35 protein-coding genes and 2 pseudogenes are annotated in these 24260 nt (G+C 65.6%); 35 read left to right on the forward strand and 2 right to left on the reverse strand.

Features of this window, described 5'->3' with window-relative positions; translation table 11 throughout:
- The first annotated feature begins 34 nt into the window (after positions 1-34).
- Together AB0I77_RS31200 and AB0I77_RS31205 are read left to right on the forward strand one after the other, a co-directional pair.
- Positions 35-1576 (forward strand): fibronectin type III domain-containing protein, encoded by a 1542-nt coding sequence (locus tag AB0I77_RS31200; RefSeq protein WP_363286070.1) that lies wholly within the window; start codon positions 35-37, stop codon positions 1574-1576.
- A pseudogene (locus AB0I77_RS31205) lies at positions 1576-1989 on the forward strand (adenylyltransferase/cytidyltransferase family protein); the annotation flags it as partial. The gene AB0I77_RS31200 and the pseudogene AB0I77_RS31205, both read left to right, overlap by 1 nt.
- Positions 1990-2016: 27 nt before the next feature.
- Here AB0I77_RS31205 and AB0I77_RS31210 read toward each other — a convergent pair.
- The gene (locus AB0I77_RS31210) at positions 2017-2718 is read right to left on the reverse strand and encodes a CDP-alcohol phosphatidyltransferase family protein (RefSeq protein ID WP_363286097.1); all 702 of its coding nucleotides are present in this window, start codon (positions 2716-2718) and stop codon (positions 2017-2019) included.
- A gap of 337 nt (positions 2719-3055) precedes the next feature.
- Between AB0I77_RS31210 and AB0I77_RS31215 the strand changes: the two genes are divergently transcribed.
- From AB0I77_RS31215 to AB0I77_RS31225, 3 genes are all read left to right on the forward strand, one after another.
- Entirely contained in the window at positions 3056-3988 is a 933-nt protein-coding gene (locus AB0I77_RS31215; protein WP_363286071.1) for a glycoside hydrolase family 5 protein, read from the forward strand.
- Between the two features lie 58 nt (positions 3989-4046).
- Positions 4047-5129, forward strand: coding sequence for a PQQ-dependent sugar dehydrogenase (locus AB0I77_RS31220; protein ID WP_363286072.1), 1083 nt, complete (start codon positions 4047-4049; stop codon positions 5127-5129).
- A gap of 77 nt (positions 5130-5206) precedes the next feature.
- Entirely contained in the window at positions 5207-6244 is a 1038-nt protein-coding gene (locus tag AB0I77_RS31225) for a PQQ-dependent sugar dehydrogenase (RefSeq protein ID WP_363286073.1), read from the forward strand.
- Here AB0I77_RS31225 and AB0I77_RS31230 read toward each other — a convergent pair.
- Entirely contained in the window at positions 6237-7742 is a 1506-nt protein-coding gene (locus AB0I77_RS31230) for a glycosyltransferase family 2 protein (RefSeq protein ID WP_363286098.1), read from the reverse strand. The genes AB0I77_RS31225 and AB0I77_RS31230 overlap by 8 nt on opposite strands.
- A gap of 785 nt (positions 7743-8527) precedes the next feature.
- On the opposite strand from AB0I77_RS31230, the gene rpsJ reads away from it, so the two are divergent.
- The 30 genes and pseudogenes from rpsJ to AB0I77_RS31380 all read left to right on the forward strand — a co-directional run.
- Complete coding sequence (rpsJ, locus tag AB0I77_RS31235) at positions 8528-8836, forward strand: 30S ribosomal protein S10 (RefSeq protein ID WP_003948644.1); 309 nt, start codon at positions 8528-8530, stop codon at positions 8834-8836.
- 17 nt (positions 8837-8853) lie between these two features.
- A complete protein-coding gene (gene rplC / locus AB0I77_RS31240; RefSeq protein WP_363286074.1) occupies positions 8854-9498 on the forward strand; it encodes a 50S ribosomal protein L3 in 645 nt (214 codons plus the stop codon).
- A 4-nt stretch (positions 9499-9502) separates the two neighbouring features.
- The gene (rplD, locus tag AB0I77_RS31245; protein ID WP_363286075.1) at positions 9503-10171 is read left to right on the forward strand and encodes a 50S ribosomal protein L4; all 669 of its coding nucleotides are present in this window, start codon (positions 9503-9505) and stop codon (positions 10169-10171) included.
- The gene (rplW, locus tag AB0I77_RS31250) at positions 10171-10590 is read left to right on the forward strand and encodes a 50S ribosomal protein L23 (protein WP_363286076.1); all 420 of its coding nucleotides are present in this window, start codon (positions 10171-10173) and stop codon (positions 10588-10590) included. The genes rplD and rplW overlap by 1 nt, the downstream gene beginning before the upstream one ends.
- Before the next feature lie 40 nt (positions 10591-10630).
- A complete protein-coding gene (rplB, locus tag AB0I77_RS31255; protein WP_363286077.1) occupies positions 10631-11467 on the forward strand; it encodes a 50S ribosomal protein L2 in 837 nt (278 codons plus the stop codon).
- Between the two features lie 12 nt (positions 11468-11479).
- A complete protein-coding gene (rpsS, locus tag AB0I77_RS31260; RefSeq protein ID WP_165261518.1) occupies positions 11480-11761 on the forward strand; it encodes a 30S ribosomal protein S19 in 282 nt (93 codons plus the stop codon).
- Between the two features lie 41 nt (positions 11762-11802).
- On the forward strand, positions 11803-12150 hold the full coding sequence (gene rplV / locus AB0I77_RS31265) for a 50S ribosomal protein L22 (RefSeq protein ID WP_363286099.1): 348 nt from the start codon (positions 11803-11805) through the stop codon (positions 12148-12150).
- The gene (gene rpsC / locus AB0I77_RS31270; RefSeq protein WP_363286078.1) at positions 12150-12983 is read left to right on the forward strand and encodes a 30S ribosomal protein S3; all 834 of its coding nucleotides are present in this window, start codon (positions 12150-12152) and stop codon (positions 12981-12983) included. The genes rplV and rpsC overlap by 1 nt, the downstream gene beginning before the upstream one ends.
- Positions 12984-12988: 5 nt before the next feature.
- The gene (gene rplP / locus AB0I77_RS31275; RefSeq protein ID WP_363286079.1) at positions 12989-13408 is read left to right on the forward strand and encodes a 50S ribosomal protein L16; all 420 of its coding nucleotides are present in this window, start codon (positions 12989-12991) and stop codon (positions 13406-13408) included.
- Positions 13408-13632, forward strand: coding sequence for a 50S ribosomal protein L29 (gene rpmC, locus AB0I77_RS31280; RefSeq protein ID WP_003998824.1), 225 nt, complete (start codon positions 13408-13410; stop codon positions 13630-13632). Before rplP ends, rpmC begins: the two co-directional genes overlap by 1 nt.
- A complete protein-coding gene (rpsQ, locus tag AB0I77_RS31285) occupies positions 13632-13919 on the forward strand; it encodes a 30S ribosomal protein S17 (protein WP_053753927.1) in 288 nt (95 codons plus the stop codon). Before rpmC ends, rpsQ begins: the two co-directional genes overlap by 1 nt.
- 98 nt (positions 13920-14017) lie before the next feature.
- Positions 14018-14386: a 50S ribosomal protein L14 gene (rplN, locus tag AB0I77_RS31290; protein WP_003998823.1), complete on the forward strand. Its 369-nt coding sequence runs from the start codon at positions 14018-14020 to the stop codon at positions 14384-14386.
- A gap of 2 nt (positions 14387-14388) precedes the next feature.
- A complete protein-coding gene (gene rplX / locus AB0I77_RS31295) occupies positions 14389-14712 on the forward strand; it encodes a 50S ribosomal protein L24 (protein ID WP_030967306.1) in 324 nt (107 codons plus the stop codon).
- Positions 14712-15269, forward strand: coding sequence for a 50S ribosomal protein L5 (gene rplE / locus AB0I77_RS31300; RefSeq protein ID WP_363286080.1), 558 nt, complete (start codon positions 14712-14714; stop codon positions 15267-15269). Before rplX ends, rplE begins: the two co-directional genes overlap by 1 nt.
- Before the next feature lie 5 nt (positions 15270-15274).
- Positions 15275-15460 (forward strand): type Z 30S ribosomal protein S14, encoded by a 186-nt coding sequence (locus AB0I77_RS31305; protein WP_003948630.1) that lies wholly within the window; start codon positions 15275-15277, stop codon positions 15458-15460.
- A 211-nt stretch (positions 15461-15671) separates the two neighbouring features.
- Positions 15672-16070 (forward strand): 30S ribosomal protein S8, encoded by a 399-nt coding sequence (rpsH, locus tag AB0I77_RS31310; protein ID WP_030831671.1) that lies wholly within the window; start codon positions 15672-15674, stop codon positions 16068-16070.
- A gap of 24 nt (positions 16071-16094) precedes the next feature.
- The gene (gene rplF, locus AB0I77_RS31315; protein WP_363286081.1) at positions 16095-16634 is read left to right on the forward strand and encodes a 50S ribosomal protein L6; all 540 of its coding nucleotides are present in this window, start codon (positions 16095-16097) and stop codon (positions 16632-16634) included.
- 3 nt (positions 16635-16637) lie between these two features.
- Positions 16638-17021: a 50S ribosomal protein L18 gene (rplR, locus tag AB0I77_RS31320; protein WP_363286082.1), complete on the forward strand. Its 384-nt coding sequence runs from the start codon at positions 16638-16640 to the stop codon at positions 17019-17021.
- 64 nt (positions 17022-17085) lie between these two features.
- Positions 17086-17694, forward strand: coding sequence for a 30S ribosomal protein S5 (rpsE, locus tag AB0I77_RS31325; protein ID WP_363286083.1), 609 nt, complete (start codon positions 17086-17088; stop codon positions 17692-17694).
- Positions 17694-17876, forward strand: a complete 183-nt coding sequence (rpmD, locus tag AB0I77_RS31330) for a 50S ribosomal protein L30 (RefSeq protein ID WP_363286084.1) — start codon at positions 17694-17696, stop codon at positions 17874-17876. Before rpsE ends, rpmD begins: the two co-directional genes overlap by 1 nt.
- Positions 17877-17878: 2 nt before the next feature.
- Complete coding sequence (gene rplO / locus AB0I77_RS31335; protein ID WP_363286085.1) at positions 17879-18334, forward strand: 50S ribosomal protein L15; 456 nt, start codon at positions 17879-17881, stop codon at positions 18332-18334.
- Positions 18335-18578: 244 nt separating this feature from the next.
- Positions 18579-19892, forward strand: coding sequence for a preprotein translocase subunit SecY (gene secY / locus AB0I77_RS31340; protein WP_363286086.1), 1314 nt, complete (start codon positions 18579-18581; stop codon positions 19890-19892).
- The gene (locus AB0I77_RS31345; protein WP_363286087.1) at positions 19892-20554 is read left to right on the forward strand and encodes an adenylate kinase; all 663 of its coding nucleotides are present in this window, start codon (positions 19892-19894) and stop codon (positions 20552-20554) included. Before secY ends, AB0I77_RS31345 begins: the two co-directional genes overlap by 1 nt.
- A 122-nt stretch (positions 20555-20676) precedes the next feature.
- Complete coding sequence (locus AB0I77_RS31350) at positions 20677-21141, forward strand: hypothetical protein (RefSeq protein ID WP_363286088.1); 465 nt, start codon at positions 20677-20679, stop codon at positions 21139-21141.
- Between the two features lie 168 nt (positions 21142-21309).
- On the forward strand, positions 21310-22146 hold the full coding sequence (map, locus tag AB0I77_RS31355) for a type I methionyl aminopeptidase (protein WP_363286089.1): 837 nt from the start codon (positions 21310-21312) through the stop codon (positions 22144-22146).
- Between the two features lie 152 nt (positions 22147-22298).
- Positions 22299-22520, forward strand: coding sequence for a translation initiation factor IF-1 (infA, locus tag AB0I77_RS31360; RefSeq protein ID WP_003948620.1), 222 nt, complete (start codon positions 22299-22301; stop codon positions 22518-22520).
- 60 nt (positions 22521-22580) lie between these two features.
- Positions 22581-22694 (forward strand): 50S ribosomal protein L36, encoded by a 114-nt coding sequence (gene rpmJ / locus AB0I77_RS31365; protein WP_003998809.1) that lies wholly within the window; start codon positions 22581-22583, stop codon positions 22692-22694.
- A gap of 225 nt (positions 22695-22919) precedes the next feature.
- On the forward strand, positions 22920-23300 hold the full coding sequence (gene rpsM, locus AB0I77_RS31370; protein ID WP_171143562.1) for a 30S ribosomal protein S13: 381 nt from the start codon (positions 22920-22922) through the stop codon (positions 23298-23300).
- A 65-nt stretch (positions 23301-23365) separates the two neighbouring features.
- Entirely contained in the window at positions 23366-23770 is a 405-nt protein-coding gene (gene rpsK, locus AB0I77_RS31375) for a 30S ribosomal protein S11 (protein WP_003956432.1), read from the forward strand.
- Between the two features lie 119 nt (positions 23771-23889).
- A pseudogene (locus AB0I77_RS31380) lies at positions 23890-24260 on the forward strand (DNA-directed RNA polymerase subunit alpha); the annotation flags it as partial.

Raw genomic sequence — 24260 nt, forward strand, 5'->3', positions numbered from 1 at the left:
CCCACCCACACCACCTCCATCCCTAGGACAACGCATGCGCTTGAGAAACCGCACGACAAGAGCGGTCACCACGGCTTCCACAGCGGTCCTCCTCGCGGCCGCCTCGCTCATCACCGCCTCCGCCTCGGCAGCCGACGGCGACGAAAAGACCCTGACCGCGGACCCCTTGGCGACATGGCAGACGGACGGCATCGTCTGGTCGGTCGCATACGCGCGCGGCGTCGTGTACGCCGGCGGCACCTTCAACAGCGTCCGCCCGCCGGGCGCGAAGCCTGGCGAGAAGGAGGTCGCCCGCAAGAACTTCGCCGCGTTCGACGCCACCACCGGCGAACTACTGCCATGCGCCCCGTCCTTCTCGGGCAGCGGTGACACGGTAAGAGCGCTGAAGGCGTCACGCGACGGCAAGGTGCTGTTCGTCGGCGGCTCGTTCGACAAGGTCGGCGAGAGGGGGGCGGCCAGTGCGGCCGCGCTCAATACGGGCGACTGCTCGCTGCGCAGGGAATTCCGCCCAGCTGTGGCGTCGTACGTACGGGCCATCGAGGTCACCCGCGACGCGGTCTACCTGGGCGGCGACTTCACCCTCGTCAACGGCGAGACCAGGAAGCACATCGCGGCGCTCACCCCCAGCGGCTCACTGCTGCCGTTCACGGCCGACATCGACGAGCCGGTCCGGGCCATCCTGGCCGCACCCGATCACGGAAAGCTCATGGTCGGTGGCTCCTTCCACGAGGTCAACGACGCTGAGGCGCATGCCCTGGTCGCCCTGGATCCCTCGACCGGCTCGACGGTGACCACGTACCCACACTGGGTCCCGAAAAGAACGTCGGTGAAGTCACTGGCACGCCACGAAGACAACTTCTACGTGGGAGCCGAGGGCAGGGGCACGGGCATCTTCGAAGGTCGCCTCGCCGGCGGCCTGTCCAAGAACGAGATGCTGTGGAAGGACATGTGTCTGGGTGCCACCCAATCCGTTGTCGTGCACAACGGAGTTCTTTACAGCGGATCCCACGCCCACGACTGCAGCCGGACACCGGGGGGCTTCCCCGAGCACAACAACCGCCAGCATTTCCTGGCCAACTCGCTCCGCGACGGCCGCATCCTGCACTGGTTCCCCGACACGAACGGAGGGCTCGGTGAGCAAGTCGGCCCCCGGGCGCTGGTGATGGCGGGCGACACCCTCTGGGCGGGCGGTGAGTTCACCGCGGTCAACGACAAACCCCAGCAAGGCCTGACGCGCTTCTCGGCCGGTCCTGACACCGGAGCCCCCGAGGAGCTTCCCCGGCTCAAGGCCGCGGACTCAAGCGCCGGGAAGGTCACGTTGACCTGGCGTGCCGCATGGGACCGGGACGACGCGGAGCTGACGTACCGGATCTACCGTGACGGCGTCCTCGTGGCTACGCAGAAGCAGCGGTCGGCCTCGTGGGACCGCCCGGAAATGACGTACACGGACTCCGTCACCCCCGGCTCTCGCCATCGGTACACGATCGCCGTCACCGATGGCGACAACACGTCGCCCGGGTCGGAACCGCTCGAAGTGACCGTGGCCGCCGATGAGCGGCCGAAGGAAGAGCGTTGATGGGAGAACGCCTCGGTTACGCGCCAGGAGCCTTCGACCTTTTCCACGTGGGGCACCTGAACATCCTGCGCCGAGCCCGGGAGCACTGCGACCGCCTCATCGCGGGAGTCTGCTCCGACGACCTGGTGGTGCGCCTGAAGGGCAGGCCGCCTGTCGTTCCCCTCTCCGAGCGGCTGGAGATCGTCCGCAGCGTTCGCTACGTGGACGAGACCTTTGTCGCCGCCGTGGACGACAAGCTCGCGATCTGGCAGGAGTTGGGTTTCGACGTCATCTTCAAAGGTGACGACTGGCTCGGCACGGACCTCTGGAAGATCCTCGAGACCGAATTCTCGAAGGTTGGTGTGGAGGTGGTCTATTTCCCCTACACGAGGCACACCTCGAGCACTCTTCTGCGTCATGCCCTCAGTCTCCTCGACCCGCGGAATCCCCCGGTGCCGCCTTCAGGAGAGCTCGTGGTACCACTTCACCAGGAAGGCGCCCATGAAGAGAACGTGGGCTACCAGCAGCGTGCAGTACACGCCGAGAAAGAGATCCTGACTCGCCAGGAATAGAAAGCTGACGCAGATCGTGCCGTAGTCGACGGGAAGAAGAAGCACGGACCGCAGCGCCGAGGGCGCCGCCGGCGAGGCTTCCCTTCCCGTCTGCCGCTTCAGCTGGTCGGACAGAATCCCGGCGAAGAGGATGACGACGGCCGCGAGCTGGAAAACCATCGGTGCGAGGAGGAAGGCGTCGCTGGGCAGGTCGAAGAAGCGATAGAACGACACCAGCACGACCAGGTGAATCCCCACGATCTTGGCGGAGTCCAGCACGTGGTCCAGCCACTCGCCCGCGGCGCTCTCCGTCTTCCGGCTCCGTGCCAGCTGTCCGTCCGCCGCGTCCAGGGCGAAGCCCACCACCAGAGCCGCGAACACGGCGACCGACATCACCGGACCCGGTGGCAGCAGTGCCACGGCCGCCAGCGCCGGGAAGGTGAAGAAGGCGCCCAGCACGGTCACCTGATTCGGCGTCACATTGCTGCGGTAGGCCATCGCCGCAAACATGCGCCCGGCCGGCCGGTTGACGAACCGGCTGTAGAGCGAGACCCCTTTAGATGACTTCTGGGCTGTTGACAGGCGCCTGAACACATCAGTGAATTCCGACACTTCACCCTCATTACGTATGGCTATAGAAACAGGGTAATTGTGGCATGGGTGGGCGCCTGTGCCGGTCGTAGAAGCTTCTCGGCACCCCGGTGTCGGCGGGTGACCGTGGTCCATGGGGATGAACATTCCCCGCTGCTCGGACGAAGCGCGGTGGCGCTGCACTACTTACGCGTTTCCTTTCCTCATATTTGCTTTACAGCGCCATCTCAGGGAACTGGAGGCACAGGTGCGCTCACTAACTCCCCGCAGCCGTTGGGCCGTTCGAACCTCACTGGCTTTCGCGGCGACGCTCGGCCTTCTCTCCGTGACCACGGCGCACGGAGAGGAAGTCCGACCGGTGGCCAAGGGTAAGGCCATGACTCCGGTCCAGGCACATGGAAAGATCCGCGTCTGCGGTACGCAGCTGTGCTCCGAATCCGGCCGGCCCGTCCATCTGAAAGGTATGAGCACCCACGGCACGCATTGGTACGCCCATTGCCTGACCGAGGCCGCGATGGACGCGTTCGCCTACGACTGGAAGATGAACGTTCTGCGTGTCTCGACATACGCCCGACAGGGCGGGTACCACGCGGATCCCAAGAAGTACACCGAGCTGGCGAGCCAGTTGATCGACCGGGCGACCGCCCGTGGCATGTACGTCATCGTCGACTGGCACACGATCCAACCGGGCGATCCGCACACGGACATCGACAACGCGCTCACATTCTTCAAGCAGATCGCCGAGCGCCACAAGCACAAGAGCAATGTGATCTATGAGATCGCCAATGAGCCCAACCATGTGAGCTGGGAGAGGATCAAGAGCTACGCGGAAACCGTCATTCCGGTGATCCGCTCCCGCGATGCCGACAGCGTGATCCTCGTCCCCACGCCAGGCTGGGCCACACTCGGCGGGGCCGAGGGCAAGAACGAGCAGATGATCGTCGACAACCCGGTACGCGCCAAGAATGTCATGTACACATTCCACTTCTATGCGCAGAAGTCGCGGGACGACTATGTGATGCGCCTGGATCGTGCCTCGTCCAAGCTCCCGGTTTTCGTCACGGAGTGGAGCGCCGCGTCGTGGACGGGCTATGAAAACGACTTCCCCATGGCGCAGAAATACGTCGACCTCATGGCGAGGAAGAAGATCGGCTGGACCCACTGGGTCATCGCCGACAACGGGCTCGATCTCTCGGTCTTCAAAAAGGGCGCCTGCGGCGCCGGAAAATTCACCGGCACCGGCGTTCTCAAGCCCGCCGGCATCTGGATCCGGGAGCGGATCAGAGGCTGATTACCTGGCCGTTCTCCGCCCAAACGCCGTCACCAGCTTCCTCCAGGAGGATGTGCCTGTGTACACCGTCAAGTCCCGCCGGAGAGCCGCGTTCCGCGCCGCGGCCGCCCTGTCCGCCGCTGCCGGACTGCTGGTTCCGTTGACCGCGACCAGCAATGCGGCGCCCGTCCCGTCCGTCCCCGTGGCCAAGGCACCCTCGGCCATCAGGACCATCTCGTCCGGGTGGAACTTCCCCTGGGGTGTGAGCTGGCTGCCGGACGGTTCGGCGCTGATCAACGAACGGGACGCTCTGGACGTCTTCAGGGTCGCCCAGTCCGGTGCCAGGACCAAGGCCACCGCCGAGCCGAGGATCGCCGCCGCCAACGGCGGGGATCATCTGCTCGGGATCGCCGTGTCCCCCAACTGGCGTCAGGATCACCACGTCTTCGTCTACCACGCGGCGAAGGAGGGCAGCCGAATCGTTCGGCTGACGTTCGACGGCTCCAAGCTCACCGGCCACAAAACACTCGTCAGCGGCATCAAGAGCGGTTTGCACGACGGTGGCCGTATCAAGTTCGGCCCGGACGGCTACCTGTACGCCACCACCGGCGACGGAGACGGCAGCAGCTCCGCCCAGGACAAGTACTCCCTGAACGGCAAGATCCTGCGCATGACCAAGGCGGGAAAGCCGGCGCCGGGCAACCCCTTCGGCAACCTCGTCTACTCCTATGGCCACCGCAACCCGCAAGGCCTCGCCTGGGACGATCAGGGCCGGCTGTGGGAGACGGAGATCGGCGAGGACAGGTACGACGAGCTGAACCTCGTCAAGCCCGGCAAGAACTATGGGTGGCCCGCCTGCGAGGGCGCCTGCTCCGCAGCCGGCATGACCAACCCCAGGTATCAGTGGCGCTCCGCCGATGGAGGCGTGCCCAGCGGCATGGCCTACGCCGACGGCGCCCTGTACGTCGCCGCCCTCAAGGGCCAGCGGCTGTGGCGTATTCCGCTCACCGGCACCAGCACCGGCACCCCGGTCGCGTACTACACCAACGGCTTCGGCCGGTTGCGGGACGTGGTGAAGGTCCCGGGCAGGAGCGCCCTGTGGATCACCACGGACCGGGCCGGTAAGAACGCGGACCGGGTGCTCCAGGTCGAGCTCGGCTGACACCGGGCATCAACTGCTTCCAGGAGGATGCGCCAGTGCACACCGTCAAGCTCCGTCGCAGAGTCACCGTCCGCGCCGTGGCAGCCGTAACCGCCGCCGCTGGACTGCTGGTTTCGCTGACGACGACCGGCCATGCTGTGCCGGTCCCGTCCGATCCCGTCGCCAGGGTCCCCTCAGCCATCGGGTCCATCTCGTCCGGGTGGAACATTCCTTGGGGACTGAGCTGGTTGCCCGATGGCTCCGCGCTGATCAATGAGCGCGACTCGTTCCAGGTCTTCAGGCTCACCCGGTCCGGAGTCAAGACCAAGGTCGGGACCGTGCCGAACACCGTGAACACCAAGCCCGAGAGTGGTCTGCGCAGCATCACCGTGTCGCCCAACTGGAGCCGCGACCACTTCATCTACGTCTACCACGCGACCACGCAGGGCAACCGGATCGCGCGGATGACCTACGACGGCTCCAGACTCAGCGGGTACAAGACGCTCGTCACCGGCATCAAGAAGGGTGGGAAGAACGGCGGCCGGATCAAGTTCGGCCCGGACGGCTACTTGTACGCCACCACCGGCGACGCCTGGACACCCGGCGACGCGCAGGACAGGAACTCCCTCAACGGCAAGATCCTGCGTATGACCACGGACGGCAAACCGGCGCCGGGCAACCCCTTCGGCAACCTCGTCTACTCCTACGGCCACCGCAACCCCCAGGGCATCACCTGGGACGCACAGGGCCGGCTGTGGGAGACCGAGATCGGGGAGAAGGCGTACGACGAGGTCAACCTCATCCGGCCGGGGACGAACTACGGCTGGCCCATCTGCGAGGGCGCCTGCTCCGTCGCCGGCATGACCAACCCGAAGCATCAGTGGCGTCCCGCCGAGGGCGTGCCGAGCGGCCTCACCTACGCCCACGGCGCCCTGTACGTCGCCGCGCTGCGCGGCCAGCGGCTGTGGCGTATTCCGGTCACCGGTACAACCGTCGGCACCCCCGTCGCCTTCTACACCCATACATACGGCCGTATGCGCCTTGCGGAGAGGGTGCCGGGCCAGAACAAGCTGTGGATCACCACCGACCGTGCCGGTAAGAACGCGGACAGAGTGCTCCAGGCCGAGCTCAGCTGAGCCCCCCGAGATTCTTGGCGGGCTCCATCAGCTTCCTCCGCAGCTTCCTGCGGGCGAGAGCGGCAGGAACGGGTGCTTCGGAGGTGGTCCGGGCCGGGACGAGGATGCGGACCACGATCACGGCGTAGAACAGGCCGCAGGCCAGGACCAGGCCGAAATCCGGCGGGTACAGGGTGAGTGTTCGCCAGATCGCGGCGCTCACCCACACCAGAGCTGTACCGCCACTCCAGCCCCACACGCCGATCCAGAAGCGCGTGTTCGTGTTCCGGCCGGCGGCCGCGGAGCCAGTGGGTCGCCAGGGCTGGCGCCTGCCGCATACGACGTCCCAGATGGCGAACGCGTGCGCCCAGCCGTACATCAGGCGCACGGCCCAGGCTTCGAGCCGATATGGGCACCTGTGCCACCACGGGAAGATCAGCGCCGTGTAGATGACGCTGGGAAGGACGAGCAGCATGTACTCGACCTTGATCTTTTCGGGCATGGCCACCAGCAGGACGATCGGGATCAGCGGTGCCACGAAGGTGAAGAGCGCCGTGTGGATGTAATAGAAGAAACCGGAAAAATAGCAGAGCCGGGTGGTGAGCCTGAGTTTGGTGGACCAGAACTTCCTGCTTCCCAGCAGGCTCATGGAACCCGAGCACCAGCGGTATTGCTGGTGATAGAAGGCGCTCACGTTGTCGGGACAGTTGCCGGTGGCGAGGGGGATCGGCACATAGCGCAGGTCCCAGCCCAGGCGACGCAGGTCGAAGCCCGTGTGCACGTCCTCCGAGTGCTCGATCAGCGTCGTACCGCCGTTGGCCTCCAGTGCTGTTCGTCGGTACACCGCGCAGCTGCCCACACAGATGGCGCCACCATGGCGCTGACGGGAGAGCTGGACCGCCCGGTAGAAGAGCTCCTGGACGGAGCCCGCACCGCGCTCGATCCACGTCTGCCGGTCGAGGACGCGGAAATACTGCGGCGACTGGACGATGCCGGTGTTCGGGTCACGCTCCATGTACGGCAGCAGTTCGTCCAGCAGATCAGCGCGGGGGGCGAAGTCGGCGTCGAGGATGAGGACGTACTCCTCGTCGGAGATGCTCAGCCCGTAATGGAGGTTGCCGGCTTTCTTGTACCAGCCGCGGTTGGGCCGGCTCCCGTAGACGAAGCCGAATTCCTCGGCCAGGGCGGCGAGCTCCGGGTTGGCGGAGTCGTCGAGTACATAAGGGGTGGCCTTGCCGGGGTAGCGGTCGGCGAGCCGGCGTACATGTGTCCAGGTGTTCCGCAGGACGTCGGCGGGCTCCCCGCACACCGGCAGGAAGACCGCGACCGTGGGGTACGCCTTCGGGCGCCAGTCCTGGACCAGCCGGCGGTGGGCCTTCAGGTCGAAGTCGGCGGTGAAGGCGTTCACCCGTAGCGAGGTGACGTAATAGAGGACGGTGAAGCCCAGGAACGGCAGCAGGACGATCAGCCACGGTGACGACTGGATCAGCCTGAACTGGCTGAGCACGAGACAGCTCATGCTGATGAGCGAGGCGGCCGTGAGTACCCAGAGGTGACGTCTGACGTAGGAGTACTTCTCCTCGTCGTCCGGGGGCTCGGGGAGCACGCAGGTGGTCTGCGCGGACCGGCGGGCTATGTGCCGAGTGGCTGTCGGGGTGGCTGTCGGAGGGATCGCCGCCGCCGTGGCGTCAGGGGAATCAAGGCTCATGTTGTGCTCCTTGAATGCGGTGGTCACCTCCCACCACATGCCACACCCCACGTGACCTGCGCGTTCAGCTGGGCCGATTGCTGCGCGGGCCGCTCGAAGGAAGGACTCGTCCGAGTGGCACCCACCGAAGAGCCGGAATCCCGGGGAGCCGCGTACCGATCCCCTGTTTGACCTGCGTCACCCTCGGGGTATGGTCTCCGGCTCGATTGGCGTTGCCCCTGCCCCATATGGCAGACTGTCCGAGTTGCTCGGTCGAGTGTCGATGCTGCGCGTCTCCCGCCGGGAGAACCGGAAGCGAGTCCCACAGTACTCGTCGCCCCAACTGCCACACGGCAGCGCTGGAGCGGACGTACGGGAATCTTTCGGGAAGCGTTGGTGCGGCGCCGGCCAGGCACCCGGTGGCCCCGCGTCAGTTGGTTTGACGCAGCCGGCCTCGGTCTGCGGTTCCGGAAGGGCCGTGTTCATTCCCTGCAGGGATGTTCGAAGCAAGGGACATCTGTGTCAGTGGAAGAGCGACACGCCCGACCGCGTGGGTCGGACAAAAGGCTGGAACACCGGGTTCCAGAGCGTTACGAGAGACAGGACTACTAGTAGCCATGGCGGGACAGAAGATCCGCATCCGGCTCAAGGCCTACGACCACGAGGTCATCGATTCCTCGGCGAAGAAGATCGTCGAGACGGTGACGCGTACTGGTGCGTCGGTCGCGGGCCCGGTGCCGCTGCCCACTGAGAAGAACGTGTACTGCGTCATCAAGTCGCCGCACAAGTACAAGGACTCGCGCGAGCACTTCGAGATGCGCACGCACAAGCGTCTGATCGACATCCTCGACCCGACCCCCAAGACCGTTGACTCTCTGATGCGACTCGACCTGCCGGCCGGTGTCGACATCGAGATCAAGCTCTGAGGCCGGTGATCTGAGAGATGGCTAAGCAGATCAAGGGCATCCTGGGCGAGAAGCTCGGCATGACGCAGGTGTGGGACGCGAACAACCGTGTCGTCCCGGTCACCGTCGTCAAGGCGGGCCCGAACGTCGTGACCCAGGTCCGTACGAATGACTCCGACGGCTACGAGTCGGTCCAGATCGCCTTCGGCGAGATCGACCCGCGCAAGGTGAACAAGCCCCTCAAGGGCCACTTCTCCAAGGCCGATGTCACTCCCCGTCGTCACCTCGTCGAGATCCGCACCGCGGACGCCTCCGAGTACACGCTCGGCCAGGAGATCACCGCTGAGGTGTTCGAGGCCGGCGTGAAGGTCGACGTGACCGGCAAGAGCAAGGGCAAGGGCTTCGCCGGTGTCATGAAGCGTCACAACTTCAAGGGCCTCGGCGCCGGACACGGCACCCAGCGCAAGCACCGCTCGCCCGGCTCCATCGGCGGCTGCGCCACCCCGGGTCGTGTGTTCAAGGGCCTCCGCATGGCGGGTCGTATGGGCAACGAGCGGGTCACCACCCAGAACCTGACCGTCCACGCCGTTGACGCGGAGAAGGGTCTGCTGCTCATCAAGGGCGCGGTTCCCGGTCCGAACGGCGGCCTCGTCCTGGTCCGCACCGCGGCCAAGGGGGCCTGAGGTAATGAGCACTGTTGACATCCTTTCGCCGGCGGGCGACAAGGCCGGTTCCGTCGAGCTCCCCGCGGAGATCTTCGACGTCGAGAAGATCAGCATTCCGCTGATCCACCAGGTCGTCGTCGCACAGCTGGCCGCTGCCCGCCAGGGCACGCACAAGACCAAGACCCGCGGTGAAGTCCGTGGTGGCGGCAAGAAGCCGTACCGCCAGAAGGGCACCGGTCGCGCCCGTCAGGGTTCGACCCGCGCGCCGCAGTTCGCCGGTGGTGGCGTCGTGCACGGTCCCGTGCCGCGTGACTACTCGCAGCGGACCCCCAAGAAGATGAAGGCCGCGGCCCTGCGCCACGCCCTCACCGACCGGGCCCGCCACAACCGCATCCACGTCGTCTCCGGCCTCATCGAGGGCGAGAGCCCGTCGACGAAGGCCGCGAAGTCGCTGTTCGGCAAGATCTCGGAGCGCAAGAACCTGCTCCTGGTCATCGACCGTGCCGACGAGGCCGCGTGGCTGTCCGCCCGCAACCTGCCCCAGGTCCACATCCTGGAGCCGGGCCAGCTGAACACGTACGACGTTCTCGTCTCGGACGACGTGGTCTTCACCCAGGCCGCGTTCGAGTCCTTCGTGTCTGGCGCGCCCGCCGCAGAGCGGAACGCCGACACCGAAGGGAGCGAAGCCTGATGGCTACGCGTCACCCGAGCATCGCCTCCAAGGCGGCCAAGGCCGCCAAGGCCGCGCGCGTCGCCAAGGCGCGTCGCCACGCCGCCGAGGGCAAGAACACCGTCGAGACGCCGCTGAGCAAGTCCTTCACGGACCCCCGTGACGTGCTGCTCAAGCCGGTCGTCTCCGAGAAGAGCTACGCGCTTCTCGACGAGGGCAAGTACACCTTCGTCGTCGACCCGCGTGCCAACAAGACCCAGATCAAGCAGGCCGTCCAGGCGGTCTTCTCGGTCAAGGTCACCGGGGTCAACACGATCAACCGTCAGGGCAAGCGCAAGCGGACCAAGACGGGCTTCGGCAAGCGTGCGGACAGCAAGCGCGCCATCGTGACCCTCGCTGAGGGCGACCGTATCGACATCTTCGGCGGTCCGACCTCCTGACGGAGGTCCGGATCGTCCGATATCGGACGAGGACTGAGAAATGGGAATCCGCAAGTACAAGCCGACTACGCCGGGCCGTCGTGGCTCCAGCGTCGCCGACTTCGTCGAGGTCACGCGGTCCACGCCGGAGAAGTCGCTGGTCCGCCCGCTGCACAGCAAGGGCGGCCGTAACAGTTCCGGTCGTGTGACCGTTCGCCACCAGGGTGGCGGACACAAGCGCGCCTACCGAGTGATCGACTTCCGTCGTCACGACAAGGACGGCGTGCCGGCGAAGGTCGCGCACATCGAGTACGACCCCAACCGCACCGCGCGCATCGCGCTGCTGCACTACGCCGACGGCGAGAAGCGCTACATCCTCGCCCCGCGCAACCTGCAGCAGGGCGACCGGGTGGAGAACGGTCCCGGGGCCGACATCAAGCCGGGCAACAACCTGGCCCTCCGCAACATCCCGGTCGGTACCACGATCCACGCGATCGAGATCCGTCCCGGTGGCGGTGCCAAGTTCGCCCGCTCGGCCGGTGCCTCCGTGCAGCTGCTCGCGAAGGAGGGCACGATGGCCCACCTTCGTATGCCGTCCGGTGAGATCCGCCTGGTCGACGCGCGCTGCCGCGCCACCGTCGGCGAGGTCGGCAACGCCGAGCAGTCCAACATCAACTGGGGCAAGGCCGGCCGCAAGCGCTGGCTGGGCGTCCGCCCGACCGTTCGCGGTGTGGCGATGAACCCGGTTGACCACCCGCACGGTGGTGGTGAGGGCAAGACCTCCGGTGGTCGCCACCCGGTCTCCCCGTGGGGTCAGAAGGAGGGTCGTACTCGTTCGCCGAAGAAGGCTTCGAACAAGTACATCGTCCGCCGCCGCAAGACGAACAAGAAGCGCTAGGAGCGGGTTTAGATGCCGCGCAGTCTCAAGAAGGGGCCCTTCGTCGACGACCACCTGATCAAGAAGGTGGACGTACAGAACGAATCCGGTTCCAAGAACGTCATCAAGACCTGGTCCCGCCGCTCGATGATCGTCCCGGCGATGCTGGGCCACACGATCGCGGTGCACAACGGCAAGACCCACATCCCGGTGTTCGTCACCGAGTCGATGGTCGGCCACAAGCTCGGCGAGTTCTCGCCGACGCGCACCTTCCGGGGTCACGTCAAGGACGACCGGAAGTCGAAGCGCCGCTAGGCGGGGTGGAATCGACTATGACTAACACCGAAGGGACAACCATGGAAGCCAGGGCCCAGGCGCGGTACATCCGCGTCACGCCCATGAAGGCCCGCCGCGTGGTGGACCTCATCCGTGGCATGGCCGCCACGGAGGCTCAGGCGGTCCTGCGTTTCGCCCCGCAGGCCGCGAGCGTGCCGGTCGGCAAGGTGCTGGACAGCGCCATCGCCAACGCCGCGCACAACTACGACCACACCGACGCCGACAGCCTCGTCATCACTGAGGCGTACGTCGACGAGGGCCCGACCCTGAAGCGGTTCCGACCGCGTGCCCAGGGCCGCGCCTACCGGATCCGCAAGCGGACCAGCCACATCACCGTGGTCGTCAGCAGCAAGGAAGGAACCCGGTAATGGGCCAGAAGGTTAACCCGCATGGGTTCCGGCTCGGCATCACCACGGACTTCAAGTCCCGTTGGTACGCCGACAAGCTGTACAAGGACTACGTCAAGGAAGACGTCGCCATCCGTCGGATGATGACGTCCGGTATGGAGCGCGCCGGCATCTCGAAGGTTGAGATCGAGCGCACCCGTGACCGCGTCCGCGTCGACATCCACACCGCGCGTCCGGGCATCGTCATCGGCCGCCGCGGCGCCGAGGCCGACCGTATCCGCGGCGACCTGGAGAAGCTGACCGGCAAGCAGGTCCAGCTGAACATCCTCGAGGTCAAGAGCCCGGAGACGGACGCTCAGCTGGTGGCCCAGGCCGTCGCCGAGCAGCTGTCCTCCCGCGTCTCCTTCCGTCGCGCCATGCGCAAGAGCATGCAGGGCACGATGAAGGCCGGCGCCAAGGGCATCAAGATCCAGTGCGGTGGCCGTCTCGGCGGCGCCGAGATGTCCCGCTCGGAGTTCTACCGCGAGGGCCGTGTGCCCCTGCACACGCTCCGCGCGAACGTGGACTACGGCTTCTTCGAGGCCAAGACGACCTTCGGCCGCATCGGTGTGAAGGTCTGGATCTACAAGGGCGACGTCAAGAACATCGCCGAGGTCCGCGCCGAGAACGCCGCAGCCCGCGCCGGCAACCGCCCGGCCCGTGGTGGCGGCGGCGCCGACCGCCCGGCCCGTGGTGGCCGTGGTGGCGAGCGTGGCGGTCGCGGTCGCAAGCCGCAGCAGGCTCCCGCTGCCGAGGCCCCCAAGGCCGAGGCTCCGGCTGCCGCTCCGGCTGAGAGCTCTGGAACGGAGGCCTGACCGACATGCTGATCCCCCGTAGGGTCAAGCACCGCAAGCAGCACCACCCGAAGCGTCGTGGTCAGGCCAAGGGCGGTACGACGGTCTCGTTCGGCGAGTACGGCATCCAGGCCCTCACGCCGGCGTACGTGACCAACCGCCAGATCGAGGCGGCCCGTATCGCGATGACCCGCCACATCAAGCGTGGCGGCAAGGTCTGGATCAACATCTACCCGGACCGCCCGCTGACGAAGAAGCCTGCCGAGACCCGCATGGGTTCCGGTAAGGGTTCTCCCGAGTGGTGGGTCGCGAACGTGCACCCGGGCCGGGTCATGTTCGAGCTGTCCTACCCCAACGAGAAGATTGCGCGTGAGGCCCTCACTCGTGCGGCGCACAAGCTGCCGATGAAGTGCCGGATCGTCAAGCGCGAGGCAGGTGAAGCGTGATGTCGGCCGGTACCAAGGCGTCCGAGCTGCGCGAACTGGGTGACGAGGAGCTTCTCGCGAAGCTTCGCGAAGCCAAGGAAGAGCTGTTCAACCTCCGCTTCCAGGCGGCGACGGGCCAGCTCGAGAACCACGGGCGGCTCAAGGCCGTCCGCAAGGACATCGCGCGGATCTACACCCTGATGCGTGAGCGCGAGCTGGGCATCGAGACGGTGGAGAGCGCCTGATGAGTGAGAGCAACGTGACTGAGCAGACTGCAGAGGCCCGCGGCTTCCGCAAGACCCGCGAGGGTCTCGTCGTCAGCGACAAGATGGACAAGACCGTCGTCGTCGCCGTCGAGGACCGCGTCAAGCACGCGCTGTACGGCAAGGTCATCCGCCGTACGAACAAGCTCAAGGCCCACGACGAGCAGAACGCTGCCGGCGTCGGCGACCGCGTCCTCCTGATGGAGACGCGTCCGCTGTCCGCCACGAAGCGCTGGCGCATCGTCGAGATCCTCGAGAAGGCCAAGTAAATCTCCTGCGAGCACCCTCGCAGGACAGTTCCGCCAGGCTCCGACGGGGTTGTTGAGACAACCCCGTTGGGGAACCGGCAGACAATCAGGAGATAGACGTGATCCAGCAGGAGTCGCGACTGCGTGTCGCCGACAACACTGGTGCGAAGGAGATCCTTTGCATCCGTGTGCTCGGTGGCTCCGGTCGCCGCTACGCGGGCATCGGTGACGTCATCGTCGCCACCGTCAAGGACGCGATCCCCGGTGGCAACGTGAAGAAGGGTGACGTCGTCAAGGCGGTCATCGTTCGCACCGTCAAGGAGCGCCGCCGTCCGGACGGCTCGTACATCCGCTTCGACGAGAACGCCGCCGTCATTCTGAAGAACGACGGCGACCCTCGCGGCACCCGTATTTTCGGCCCCGTCGGCCGTGAGCTGCGCGAGAAGAAGTTCATGAAGATCATCTCGCTCGCGCCGGAGGTGCTGTAAGCATGAAGATCAAGAAGGGTGACCTGGTCCAGGTCATCACCGGCAAGGACAAGGGCAAGCAGGGCAAGGTCATTGCCGCTTACCCGCGCGAGGACCGCGTCCTGGTCGAGGGTGTCAACCGGGTCAAGAAGCACACCAAGGCCGGCCCGACCGCTCGCGGTTCGCAGGCCGGCGGGATCGTGACCACTGAGGCCCCCGTCCACGTCAGCAATGTTCAGCTGGTCGTGGAGAAGGACGGCAACAAGGTCGTGACCCGCGTCGGTTACCGCTTCGACGACGAGGGCAACAAGATCCGCGTTGCCAAGCGGACGGGTGAGGACATCTGATGGCTACCACCACTGCTCCGCGTCTCAAGTTGAAGTACCGCGAGGAGATCGCGGGCAAGCTGCGTGAGGAGTTCTCGTACGAGAACGTCATGCAGATCCCCGGCCTCGTCAAGATCGTGGTCAACATGGGTGTGGGCGACGCCGCCCGCGACTCCAAGCTGATCGAGGGCGCCATCCGCGACCTCACCACGATCACCGGTCAGAAGCCGGCCGTCACCAAGGCCCGCAAGTCCATCGCGCAGTTCAAGCTGCGCGAGGGTCAGCCGATCGGTGCCCACGTCACGCTCCGTGGCGACCGCATGTGGGAGTTCCTGGACCGCACCCTGTCGCTCGCGCTCCCGCGCATCCGCGACTTCCGCGGTCTGTCCCCCAAGCAGTTCGACGGCCGTGGCAACTACACCTTCGGTCTCACGGAGCAGGTCATGTTCCACGAGATCGACCAGGACAAGATCGACCGCGTCCGGGGTATGGACATCACCGTGGTCACCACGGCGACCAACGACGCTGAGGGCCGCGCGCTCCTTCGTCACCTCGGCTTCCCCTTCAAGGAGGCGTAAGCGAGATGGCGAAGAAGGCTCTGATTGCCAAGGCTGCTCGTAAGCCCAAGTTCGGTGTACGTGGCTACACGCGCTGCCAGCGCTGTGGCCGTCCGCACTCCGTGTACCGCAAGTTCGGCCTGTGCCGCGTGTGCCTTCGTGAGATGGCTCACCGTGGCGAGCTGCCGGGCGTGACCAAGAGCTCCTGGTAATCCCGTACTTCGGGATTCCGGAAGCTCTCGGTAAGTAAAGGGCGGTGTCAGGTGCCCACCCCTCCATGGCTTAGGCTAGGAGGGTTGGGCGCTTGGACGCCCATACGACTTACTACGCCGTAGGTCCACCGCGCCGCACCCGTCCCGTCTCGGATCGGGGAGAGGGATGGCGCACCAGGAAACCCCGGTGAGAGAGGCCGAAGGCCAATTCATGACCATGACTGATCCGATCGCAGACATGCTTACGCGTCTGCGGAACGCGAACTCGGCATACCACGACTCCGTGGCGATGCCGCACTCGAAGATCAAGTCTCACATCGCGGAGATCCTCCAGCAGGAGGGCTTCATCACGGGCTGGAAGACCGAGGACGCCGAGGTCGGCAAGAACCTCGTCCTCGAGCTGAAGTTCGGCCCGAACCGTGAGCGCTCCATCGCGGGCATCAAGCGGATCTCCAAGCCCGGTCTCCGGGTGTACGCGAAGTCCACCAACCTGCCGAAGGTGCTCGGCGGCCTGGGCGTGGCGATCATCTCCACGTCACACGGGCTTCTCACCGACAAGCAGGCCGGCAAGAAGGGCGTAGGCGGAGAAGTTCTCGCCTACGTCTGGTAGCGGAAGGGAACGGAGGAAACAGCTATGTCGCGCATCGGCAAGCTCCCCATCGCGGTTCCCGCCGGCGTGGACGTCACCATCGACGGCCGCACGGTTTCGGTGAAGGGCCCCAAGGGCTCGCTCTCCCACACCGTGGCGGCGCCGATCGAGATCGCCAAGGGTGAGGACGGCGTGCTGAACGTCACCCGCCCCAACGACGAGCGTCAGAACAAGGCCCTGCACGGCCTGTCCCGCACGCTGGTGGCGAACATGATCACCGGCGTGACCCAGGGTTACGTGAAGAAGCTCGAAATCAGCGGTGTCGGTTACCGCGTTCAGGCCAAGGGCTCGAACCTCGAGTTCGCGCTCGGCTACAGCCACCCGATCACCGTCGAGGCGCCCGAGGGAATCACCTTCAAGGTGGAGAACCCGACCCGCTTCCAGGTCGAGGGCATCGACAAGCAGAAGGTCGGCGAGGTTGCGGCCAACATCCGCAAGCTGCGCAAGCCCGACCCGTACAAGGCCAAGGGCGTCAAGTACGAGGGCGAAGTCATCCGACGCAAGGTCGGAAAGGCGGGTAAGTAAGCCATGGCATACGGTACGAAGATCGCTAAGGGCGACGCTTACAAGCGTGCTGCCATCAAGCGACGCCACACCCGGATCCGTAAGAAGGTCAACGGTACGGCTGAGCGTCCCCGCCTGGTGGTGACCCGCTCGAACCGCCACATCGTGGCCCAGGTCATCGACGACCTCAAGGGTCACACCGTTGCGTCGGCGTCCACCCTGGACACCTCGATCCGCGGTGCCGAGGGCGACAAGTCCACGCAGGCCAAGCAGGTCGGCGCCCTGGTCGCCGAGCGCGCCAAGGCCGCGGGCGTCGAGGCTGTCGTATTCGACCGTGGTGGCAACCAGTACGCCGGGCGCATCGCCGCTCTGGCGGACGCCGCCCGCGAAGCCGGACTCAAGTTCTGAGTCGCCCGTCGCGCAGTGACTGATTGATGCTGCGCAGCTAGCGGAAAAAGAGAGAGGTAATCCAATGGCTGGACCCCAGCGCCGCGGAAGCGGTGCCGGTGGCGGCGAGCGGCGGGACCGGAAGGGCCGTGACGGCGGCGCTGCTGCCGCCGAGAAGACCGCGTACGTTGAGCGCGTTGTCGCGATCAACCGCGTCGCCAAGGTTGTGAAGGGTGGTCGTCGCTTCAGCTTCACCGCGCTGGTCGTGGTGGGCGACGGTGACGGCACCGTGGGTGTCGGTTACGGCAAGGCCAAGGAGGTGCCGGCCGCCATCGCCAAGGGTGTTGAGGAGGCCAAGAAGCACTTCTTCAAGGTCCCCCGTATCCAGGGCACCATCCCGCACCCGATCACGGGCGAGAAGGCCGCGGGCGTCGTCCTGCTCAAGCCTGCTTCCCCCGGTACCGGCGTTATCGCCGGTGGTCCGGTGCGTGCCGTGCTCGAGTGCGCCGGCGTGCACGACATCCTGTCGAAGTCGCTGGGCTCGTCGAACGCGATCAACATCGTGCACGCGACCGTGGCGGCCCTCCAGGGCCTGCAGCGTCCCGAGGAGATCGCGGCCCGCCGCGGTCTGCCCCTCGAGGACGTCGCTCCCGCGGCTCTGCTGCGTGCGCGTGCCGGGGCTGGTGCTGCGTAATGTCCCAGCTCAAGATCACGCAGACGAAGTCGTACATCGGCAGTAAGCAGAACCACCGTGACACCCTGCGTTCCCTTGGTCTCAAGGGGATCAACACGCAGGTCGTCAAGGAGGACCGCCCCGAGTTCCGCGGCATGGTGCACACCGTCCGCCACCTCGTGACGGTCGAGGAGGTCGACTGATCATGGCGGAAAACAACCCGCTGAAGATCCACAACCTCCGTCCCGCTCCGGGTGCCAAGACCGCCAAGACCCGTGTCGGTCGTGGTGAGGCGTCCAAGGGCAAGACGGCCGGTCGTGGTACCAAGGGCACGAAGGCCCGCTACCAGGTTCCGGAGCGCTTCGAGGGCGGGCAGATGCCCCTCCACATGCGTCTCCCGAAGCTCAAGGGCTTCAAGAACCCGTTCAAGACCGAGTACCAGGTCGTGAACCTCGACAAGCTGGGCGCGCTGTACCCGGAGGGTGGCGAGGTCACCGTCGAGGGGCTCGTCGCCAGGGGTGCCGTTCGCAAGAACAGCCTCGTCAAGGTCCTCGGCCAGGGCGAGATCTCCGTGGCGCTTCAGGTGACGGTCGACGCCGTCTCCGGCTCCGCCAAGGAGAAGATCACCGCCGCCGGCGGTACCGTCACCGAGCTCATCTGATCCCCTCAGGTGTCTTGATGGCTTGAACGCTCCCGACCGGGGATGCCCCACAAAAGGGGTATCCCCGGTTGGTCGTTCCAAGGGCGGTGGTGTCGCCGGTAGGGTGGCCTGCACTGCCCACTTTCACAGAGTGCTTCACATGGGGCACTCTGAGCGGCAGTTGACCGTTAGCTAAGTCGTTGTTCCATTGGACTCTCAAGACCGTCACCCTTGACGCAGTTGCGCGGGGGTCGCAGGAGGCACCGTGCTCACCGCGTTCGCCCGGGCGTTCAAGACGCCCGACCTGCGCAAGAAGCTGCTCTTCACGCTCGGCATCATCGTGGTCTACCGGGTCGGTACCCACGTGCCGATCCCGGGCGTCGACTACACCTCCGTCCAGCAGTGCGTCGACGAGGCCTCCGGCAACCAGGGCCTGTTCGGTCTCGTCAACATGTTCAGCGGTGGCGCGCTGCTCCAGATCACCATTTTCGCGCTGGGCATCATGCCGTACATCACGGCGAGCATCATTCTTCAGCTGCTGACCGTGGTGATCCCGCGCCTGGAAGCCCTCAAGAAGGAGGGCCAGGCCGGTACGGCGAAGATCACGCAGTACACCCGCTACCTGACCGTGGCGCTCGCCATCCTTCAGGGCACCGGCCTGGTGGCCACCGCCCGCAGCGGCGCCCTGTTCTCGGGCTGCACCGTGGCCGGCCAGATCGTCCCGGACCGCGCGATCTTCACCACCATCGTCATGGTCATCTGCATGACCGCCGGTACGGCCGTCGTCATGTGGCTCGGTGAGCTCATCACCGACCGCGGCATCGGCAACGGCATGTCGATCCTGATGTTCATCTCGATCGCCGCGACCTTCCCGTCCGCGCTGTGGGCCATCAAGAAGCAGGGCACGCTGGCCGGAGGCTGGATCGAGTTCGGCATCGTGTGCGCCGTCGGCCTGATCATGATTGGCCTCGTGGTCCTGGTTGAGCAGGCCCAGCGCCGTATTCCGGTGCAGTACGCGAAGCGAATGATCGGCCGCAGGTCCTACGGCGGCACGTCGACGTACATTCCGCTGAAGGTCAACCAGGCGGGCGTCATCCCTGTGATCTTTGCCTCGTCGTTGCTTTATATCCCGGCATTGGTCGCGCAGTTCTCCGGTGGAAACGCCGGCTGGAAGACCTGGATCGAACAGAATCTCGCGCAACCGGACGCTCCAGCGCACATCACCCTCTACTTCTTCCTGATCGTCTTCTTCGCCTTCTTCTACGTTGCGATCTCCTTCAACCCCGAGGAAGTCGCCGACAACATGAAGAAGTATGGTGGCTTCATCCCGGGCATCCGGGCTGGCCGACCGACCGCTGAGTATTTGAGCTACGTACTCAACCGGATCACCTGGCCGGGTTCGCTGTATCTGGGGCTGATCGCTCTCGTCCCGACCATCGCGTTGGCTGGGTTCGATGCAAACCAGAGCTTCCCGTTCGGCGGGACCAGCATCCTGATCATCGTGGGTGTGGGTCTCGAAACGGTGAAACAGATCGAGAGCCAGCTCCAGCAGCGCAATTACGAAGGGTTCCTCCGCTGATGCGAATCGTCCTCGTCGGGCCGCCGGGCGCGGGTAAGGGAACGCAGGCCGCGTATCTCGCCAGTAACCTGTCGATCCCGCACATCTCCACGGGCGACCTGTTCCGCGCCAACATCAGCCGGCAGACGGATCTGGGCAAGCTCGCGAAGTCCTACATGGACGCGGGCAACCTGGTGCCGGACGAGGTCACGATCGCGATGGCCAAGGACCGCATGGAGAAGCCGGACGCTGAGAACGGCTTCCTTCTCGACGGCTTCCCGCGGAACGTCTCGCAGGCCGAGGCGCTCGACGAGATGCTGCAGTCCGAGGACATGAAGCTGGACGCGGTGCTGGACCTGGAGGTGCCCGAGGAAGAGGTCGTCAGGCGGATCGCGGGCCGCCGCATCTGCCGTAACGACTCCTCGCACGTCTTCCACGTGTCCTACAAGGCACCGGCGAAGGAAGGCGTCTGCGACGTCTGCGGCGGGGAGCTGTACCAGCGCGACGACGACTCCGAGGAGACTGTCCGCAAGCGGCTGGAGGTCTACCACACGCAGACCGAGCCGATCATCGACTACTACAAGACGCAGGGACTGGTCGTCACCATCTCCGCGCTGGGTAAGGTCGAAGAGGTCACGGCTCGTGCCATGAGCGCGCTTCAGCGTGGCGAGGCCGACCAGTAGCAGCGTTCGATATTCCGTACAGAAGCCCCCGTCGTTCACCACGGACGATGGGGGCTTCTTTGCGGGAGCCTTGCCGATAGTTCGAATATGTGTGGACGCCCAAGATCCCGATTGATAGGGTCATGACGATCACTGCGGAGCGCTACATCGACCGAGCGCTCCGTAATCGGGTCGGGTCGTTCGCGACCCGTGAAGAGGGGGGTTGTTCGATGGTGAGGACCATAGTCAAGCGCGGAGCCGTGGTCGGCGCAGCGGCTGCGGTGATGTTCGGTGTCGCGTCGTCTCCGGCCATGGCGGCCAATGTCGGCATTCAGCTGCCGAACAGCCGTGGCTACATGACGTACATCGACGACGGGGACAATTTCATCGTCTGTGACACCAGGGTCGACGATCATGGCGTCACGGGACAGGTGCGACAGCTCAGAGCCGACGGGCGAATCGTCACCATTGCCACCATCGACGATGGTGGCGACGCGGGCTGCGACGAGAGGTCGGTCGACCTCATCGGCACGACGCCCCATGACATGGTGCTGTGCTGGAACGGCGGTGGCTCCTGCGTGGTCTCCCCGGTCATCAGGGAAAGCTAGTAAGCCCCGCTAAGCGTTGAAGCTCCGGTTGGTACAGGCGATCAACACGCCTGTACCAACCGGAGCTTTCTTGTGCCGGGCATGACATCTTTGCCCGTTGGGTGCACATCCGTACGTACGAGTATCCTGGAGCGCCGCGATACCAGTGGCCAGGAGGCGCAACCCATCATGGTGCAGATCAAGACCCCCGAGCAGATCGCCAAGATGCGTGAGGCGGGGCTGGTCGTCGCGGCCATTCACTCGGCGACGCGTGAGGCGGCCGTGCCCGGTGCCTCGACGAAGGACCTGGACGAGGTGGCGCGCAAGGTGCTCGCGGAGCACGGGGCCAAGTCGAACTTCCTCGGGTACGGCGGCTTCCCGGCGACCATCTGCACGTCCGCGAACGAGGTCGTCGTGCACGGGATCCCCTCCGACGAGGTCGTCCTCAAGGACGGGGACATCATCTCCATCGACTGCGGCGCGATCATCGACGGCTGGCACGGTGACGCCGCCTACACGGCCTTCGTGGGCTCCGGCCACGCTCCGGAGCTGATGGAGCTGTCCCGGGTGACCGAGGAGTCGATGTGGGCCGGTATCGCGGCCATGAAGCAGGGGCACCGGCTCGTGGACGTCTCCCGGGCCATCGAGACGTACATCCGCCGCCAGCCGAAGCCCGGCGGCGGCCGCTACGGCATCATCGAGGACTACGGCGGTCACGGCATCGGCACCGAGATGCACATGGACCCGCACCTGCTGAACTACGTCGACCGCCGCCGCGGCAAGGGCCCCAGGCTGGTCCCCGGCTTCTGCCTCGCCATCGAGCCCATGGTCTCCCTGGGCACCCCGAAGACCGAGGTCCTCGAGGACAACTGGACGGTCATCACGACTGACGGCACGTGGTCCTCGCACTGGGAGCACTCGGTCGCGTTGACGGAGGAGGGGCCGTTGGTGTTGACGGCTGCTGATGGGGGTCGGGCGAAGTTGGCGGAGCATGGGGTTGTGGCGGCGCCGGATCCTCTTGCTTAATGATCACTCGTCCGGGGCAGGCTCTCCCGATTCGTCTTTCCGGGTGCGCCTGACGTAGACTGACTCGTCGGCTCTCGTGCACCCGCATGTCCGCATGCGCCCCTCGGGGACGCAAGGGAGTCGATCAAGGTAGTCGATTCGAAGGGCGAAGCGTGGCCAAGAAGCAAGGTGCCATCGAGATCGAAGGCACTGTCGTCGAGTCTCTCCCGAACGCCATGTTCAAGGTGGAGCTCCAGAACGGCCACCAGGTCCTGGCACACATCAGCGGCAAGATGCGTATGCACTACATCCGCATCCTCCCTGACGACCGGGTCGTGGTGGAGCTGTCTCCGTACGACCTGACGCGTGGCCGGATCGTCTACCGATACAAGTAGATCTTGCCCACGTCCCGTGCGAGCGGGGCGGCCGGCAACTGACCCGGAGAACCTCACCCCATGAAGGTCAAGCCGAGCGTCAAGAAGATCTGCGACAAGTGCAGGGTGATCCGCCGTCACGGCCGGGTCATGGTCATCTGCGAGAACCCGCGCCACAAGCAGCGCCAGGGCTGACCGCACGACCCACCCTCTGCGATTCGCAGAACTTCGCGCGACGCGAGCTGAACATGTTCATACGCAGGACCCGGGCGGCGCGAGTGCCGTCTGATACCCCCGGTTCGGAGGCCGGGGACCCAGTCCGTACCAACTCTTCGGGTGCATCTTTTGAACAGCACGAAGAGGCCGGCGGCTGGGAGCTGGTTCTGTGGAAGACCTCCGAAGATCAACTGGAGCCATTGAATGGCACGCGTTTCCGGTGTCGACATCCCGCGCGAAAAGCGTGTGGAGGTCGCCCTCACCTACGTGTTCGGCATCGGCCGGACCCTCTCGCAGCTGACGCTGGCTGAGACCGGCGTGGACCCGAACACTCGTGTTCGCGACCTCTCCGAGGAGCAGCTCGTCGCGATCCGCGAGTACGTCGACAACAACATCAAGACCGAGGGTGACCTCCGTCGCGAGATCCAGGCCGACATCCGCCGCAAGGTCGAGATCGGCTGCTACCAGGGTCTGCGGCACCGCCGGGGTCTGCCCGTCCGCGGTCAGCGCACCAGCACCAACGCCCGCACCCGCAAGGGCCCGCGTCGCGCCATCGCCGGCAAGAAGAAGCCGGGCAAGAAGTAGTCCTCAGCGGACGCTCGTCCAGCGGTCTTCGCTGCAGGACCGACCACCTCCCGTAGGAGTAATAGATGCCCCCCAAGGGTCGTCAGGGCGCTGCCAAGAAGGTGCGCCGCAAGGAAAAGAAGAACGTCGCTCACGGCCACGCGCACATCAAGAGCACGTTCAACAACACCATCGTCTCGATCACGGACCCCTCGGGCAACGTGATCTCCTGGGCCTCCGCCGGCCACGTCGGCTTCAAGGGCTCGCGCAAGTCGACCCCCTTCGCCGCGCAGATGGCCGCCGAGTCGGCCGCCCGCCGCGCGCAGGAGCACGGCATGCGCAAGGTGGACGTGTTCGTCAAGGGCCCGGGTTCGGGTCGTGAGACCGCCATCCGTTCGCTCCAGGCGACCGGCCTCGAGGTGGGCTCCATCCAGGACGTCACCCCCACCCCGCACAACGGCTGCCGTCCGCCCAAGCGTCGCCGCGTCTGACGCGGGGCCGGTAGTTCTGGGTTTCCGGGCGGTACGGCTCTTCGGGGCCGTATCGCCCGTACCCTTGTAACAACATCAGGGCGTCAAATAGCGGGCGCCCCTGACAGAAGGAACGCAACATGCTGATCGCTCAGCGTCCCTCATTGACCGAAGAGGTCGTTGACGAATTCCGCTCCCGGTTCGTGATCGAGCCGCTGGAGCCGGGCTTCGGTTACACCCTCGGCAACTCCCTGCGCCGGACCCTCCTGTCGTCGATCCCCGGTGCGGCTGTCACCAGCATCCGGATCGACGGCGTGCTGCACGAGTTCACCACCGTGCCGGGCGTCAAGGAGGACGTCACCGACCTGATCCTCAACATCAAGCAGCTGGTCGTGAGCAGTGAGCACGATGAGCCGGTCGTGATGTACCTGCGCAAGCAGGGTCCGGGTCTGGTCACCGCCGCCGACATCGCGCCCCCGGCCGGTGTCGAGGTGCACAACCCCGATCTCGT

It is taken from the genome of Streptomyces sp. NPDC050619 (assembly GCF_040654815.1).
In the GTDB taxonomy this organism is placed as follows: domain Bacteria; phylum Actinomycetota; class Actinomycetes; order Streptomycetales; family Streptomycetaceae; genus Streptomyces.

Excerpts from the sequence above, each read along its gene's own strand:
- rplR (WP_363286082.1), top strand. The coding sequence starts at position 16,638 with ATGGCATACGGTACGAAGATCGCTAAGGGCGACGCTTACAAGCGTGCT.
- AB0I77_RS31230 (WP_363286098.1), bottom strand. The coding sequence starts at position 7,742 with ATGAGCTGTCTCGTGCTCAGCCAGTTCAGGCTGATCCAGTCGTCACCG.
- rplD (WP_363286075.1), top strand. The coding sequence starts at position 9,503 with ATGAGCACTGTTGACATCCTTTCGCCGGCGGGCGACAAGGCCGGTTCC.
- AB0I77_RS31200 (WP_363286070.1), top strand. The coding sequence starts at position 35 with ATGCGCTTGAGAAACCGCACGACAAGAGCGGTCACCACGGCTTCCACA.
- rpsQ (WP_053753927.1), top strand. The coding sequence starts at position 13,632 with ATGAGTGAGAGCAACGTGACTGAGCAGACTGCAGAGGCCCGCGGCTTC.
- rplP (WP_363286079.1), top strand. The coding sequence starts at position 12,989 with ATGCTGATCCCCCGTAGGGTCAAGCACCGCAAGCAGCACCACCCGAAG.
- rpsE (WP_363286083.1), top strand. The coding sequence starts at position 17,086 with ATGGCTGGACCCCAGCGCCGCGGAAGCGGTGCCGGTGGCGGCGAGCGG.
- AB0I77_RS31345 (WP_363286087.1), top strand. The coding sequence starts at position 19,892 with ATGCGAATCGTCCTCGTCGGGCCGCCGGGCGCGGGTAAGGGAACGCAG.
- rplC (WP_363286074.1), top strand. The coding sequence starts at position 8,854 with ATGGCTAAGCAGATCAAGGGCATCCTGGGCGAGAAGCTCGGCATGACG.
- rpsC (WP_363286078.1), top strand. The coding sequence starts at position 12,150 with ATGGGCCAGAAGGTTAACCCGCATGGGTTCCGGCTCGGCATCACCACG.
- rplB (WP_363286077.1), top strand. The coding sequence starts at position 10,631 with ATGGGAATCCGCAAGTACAAGCCGACTACGCCGGGCCGTCGTGGCTCC.
- rplW (WP_363286076.1), top strand. The coding sequence starts at position 10,171 with ATGGCTACGCGTCACCCGAGCATCGCCTCCAAGGCGGCCAAGGCCGCC.
- rpsM (WP_171143562.1), top strand. The coding sequence starts at position 22,920 with ATGGCACGCGTTTCCGGTGTCGACATCCCGCGCGAAAAGCGTGTGGAG.
- rpsK (WP_003956432.1), top strand. The coding sequence starts at position 23,366 with ATGCCCCCCAAGGGTCGTCAGGGCGCTGCCAAGAAGGTGCGCCGCAAG.
- rpsJ (WP_003948644.1), top strand. The coding sequence starts at position 8,528 with ATGGCGGGACAGAAGATCCGCATCCGGCTCAAGGCCTACGACCACGAG.
- rpsH (WP_030831671.1), top strand. The coding sequence starts at position 15,672 with ATGACCATGACTGATCCGATCGCAGACATGCTTACGCGTCTGCGGAAC.
- AB0I77_RS31305 (WP_003948630.1), top strand. The coding sequence starts at position 15,275 with ATGGCGAAGAAGGCTCTGATTGCCAAGGCTGCTCGTAAGCCCAAGTTC.
- rplX (WP_030967306.1), top strand. The coding sequence starts at position 14,389 with ATGAAGATCAAGAAGGGTGACCTGGTCCAGGTCATCACCGGCAAGGAC.
- rpsS (WP_165261518.1), top strand. The coding sequence starts at position 11,480 with ATGCCGCGCAGTCTCAAGAAGGGGCCCTTCGTCGACGACCACCTGATC.
- rplO (WP_363286085.1), top strand. The coding sequence starts at position 17,879 with ATGGCGGAAAACAACCCGCTGAAGATCCACAACCTCCGTCCCGCTCCG.
- rplE (WP_363286080.1), top strand. The coding sequence starts at position 14,712 with ATGGCTACCACCACTGCTCCGCGTCTCAAGTTGAAGTACCGCGAGGAG.
- map (WP_363286089.1), top strand. The coding sequence starts at position 21,310 with ATGGTGCAGATCAAGACCCCCGAGCAGATCGCCAAGATGCGTGAGGCG.
- rpmC (WP_003998824.1), top strand. The coding sequence starts at position 13,408 with ATGTCGGCCGGTACCAAGGCGTCCGAGCTGCGCGAACTGGGTGACGAG.
- rpmJ (WP_003998809.1), top strand. The coding sequence starts at position 22,581 with ATGAAGGTCAAGCCGAGCGTCAAGAAGATCTGCGACAAGTGCAGGGTG.
- rpmD (WP_363286084.1), top strand. The coding sequence starts at position 17,694 with ATGTCCCAGCTCAAGATCACGCAGACGAAGTCGTACATCGGCAGTAAG.
- rplF (WP_363286081.1), top strand. The coding sequence starts at position 16,095 with ATGTCGCGCATCGGCAAGCTCCCCATCGCGGTTCCCGCCGGCGTGGAC.
- rplV (WP_363286099.1), top strand. The coding sequence starts at position 11,803 with ATGGAAGCCAGGGCCCAGGCGCGGTACATCCGCGTCACGCCCATGAAG.
- AB0I77_RS31350 (WP_363286088.1), top strand. The coding sequence starts at position 20,677 with ATGACGATCACTGCGGAGCGCTACATCGACCGAGCGCTCCGTAATCGG.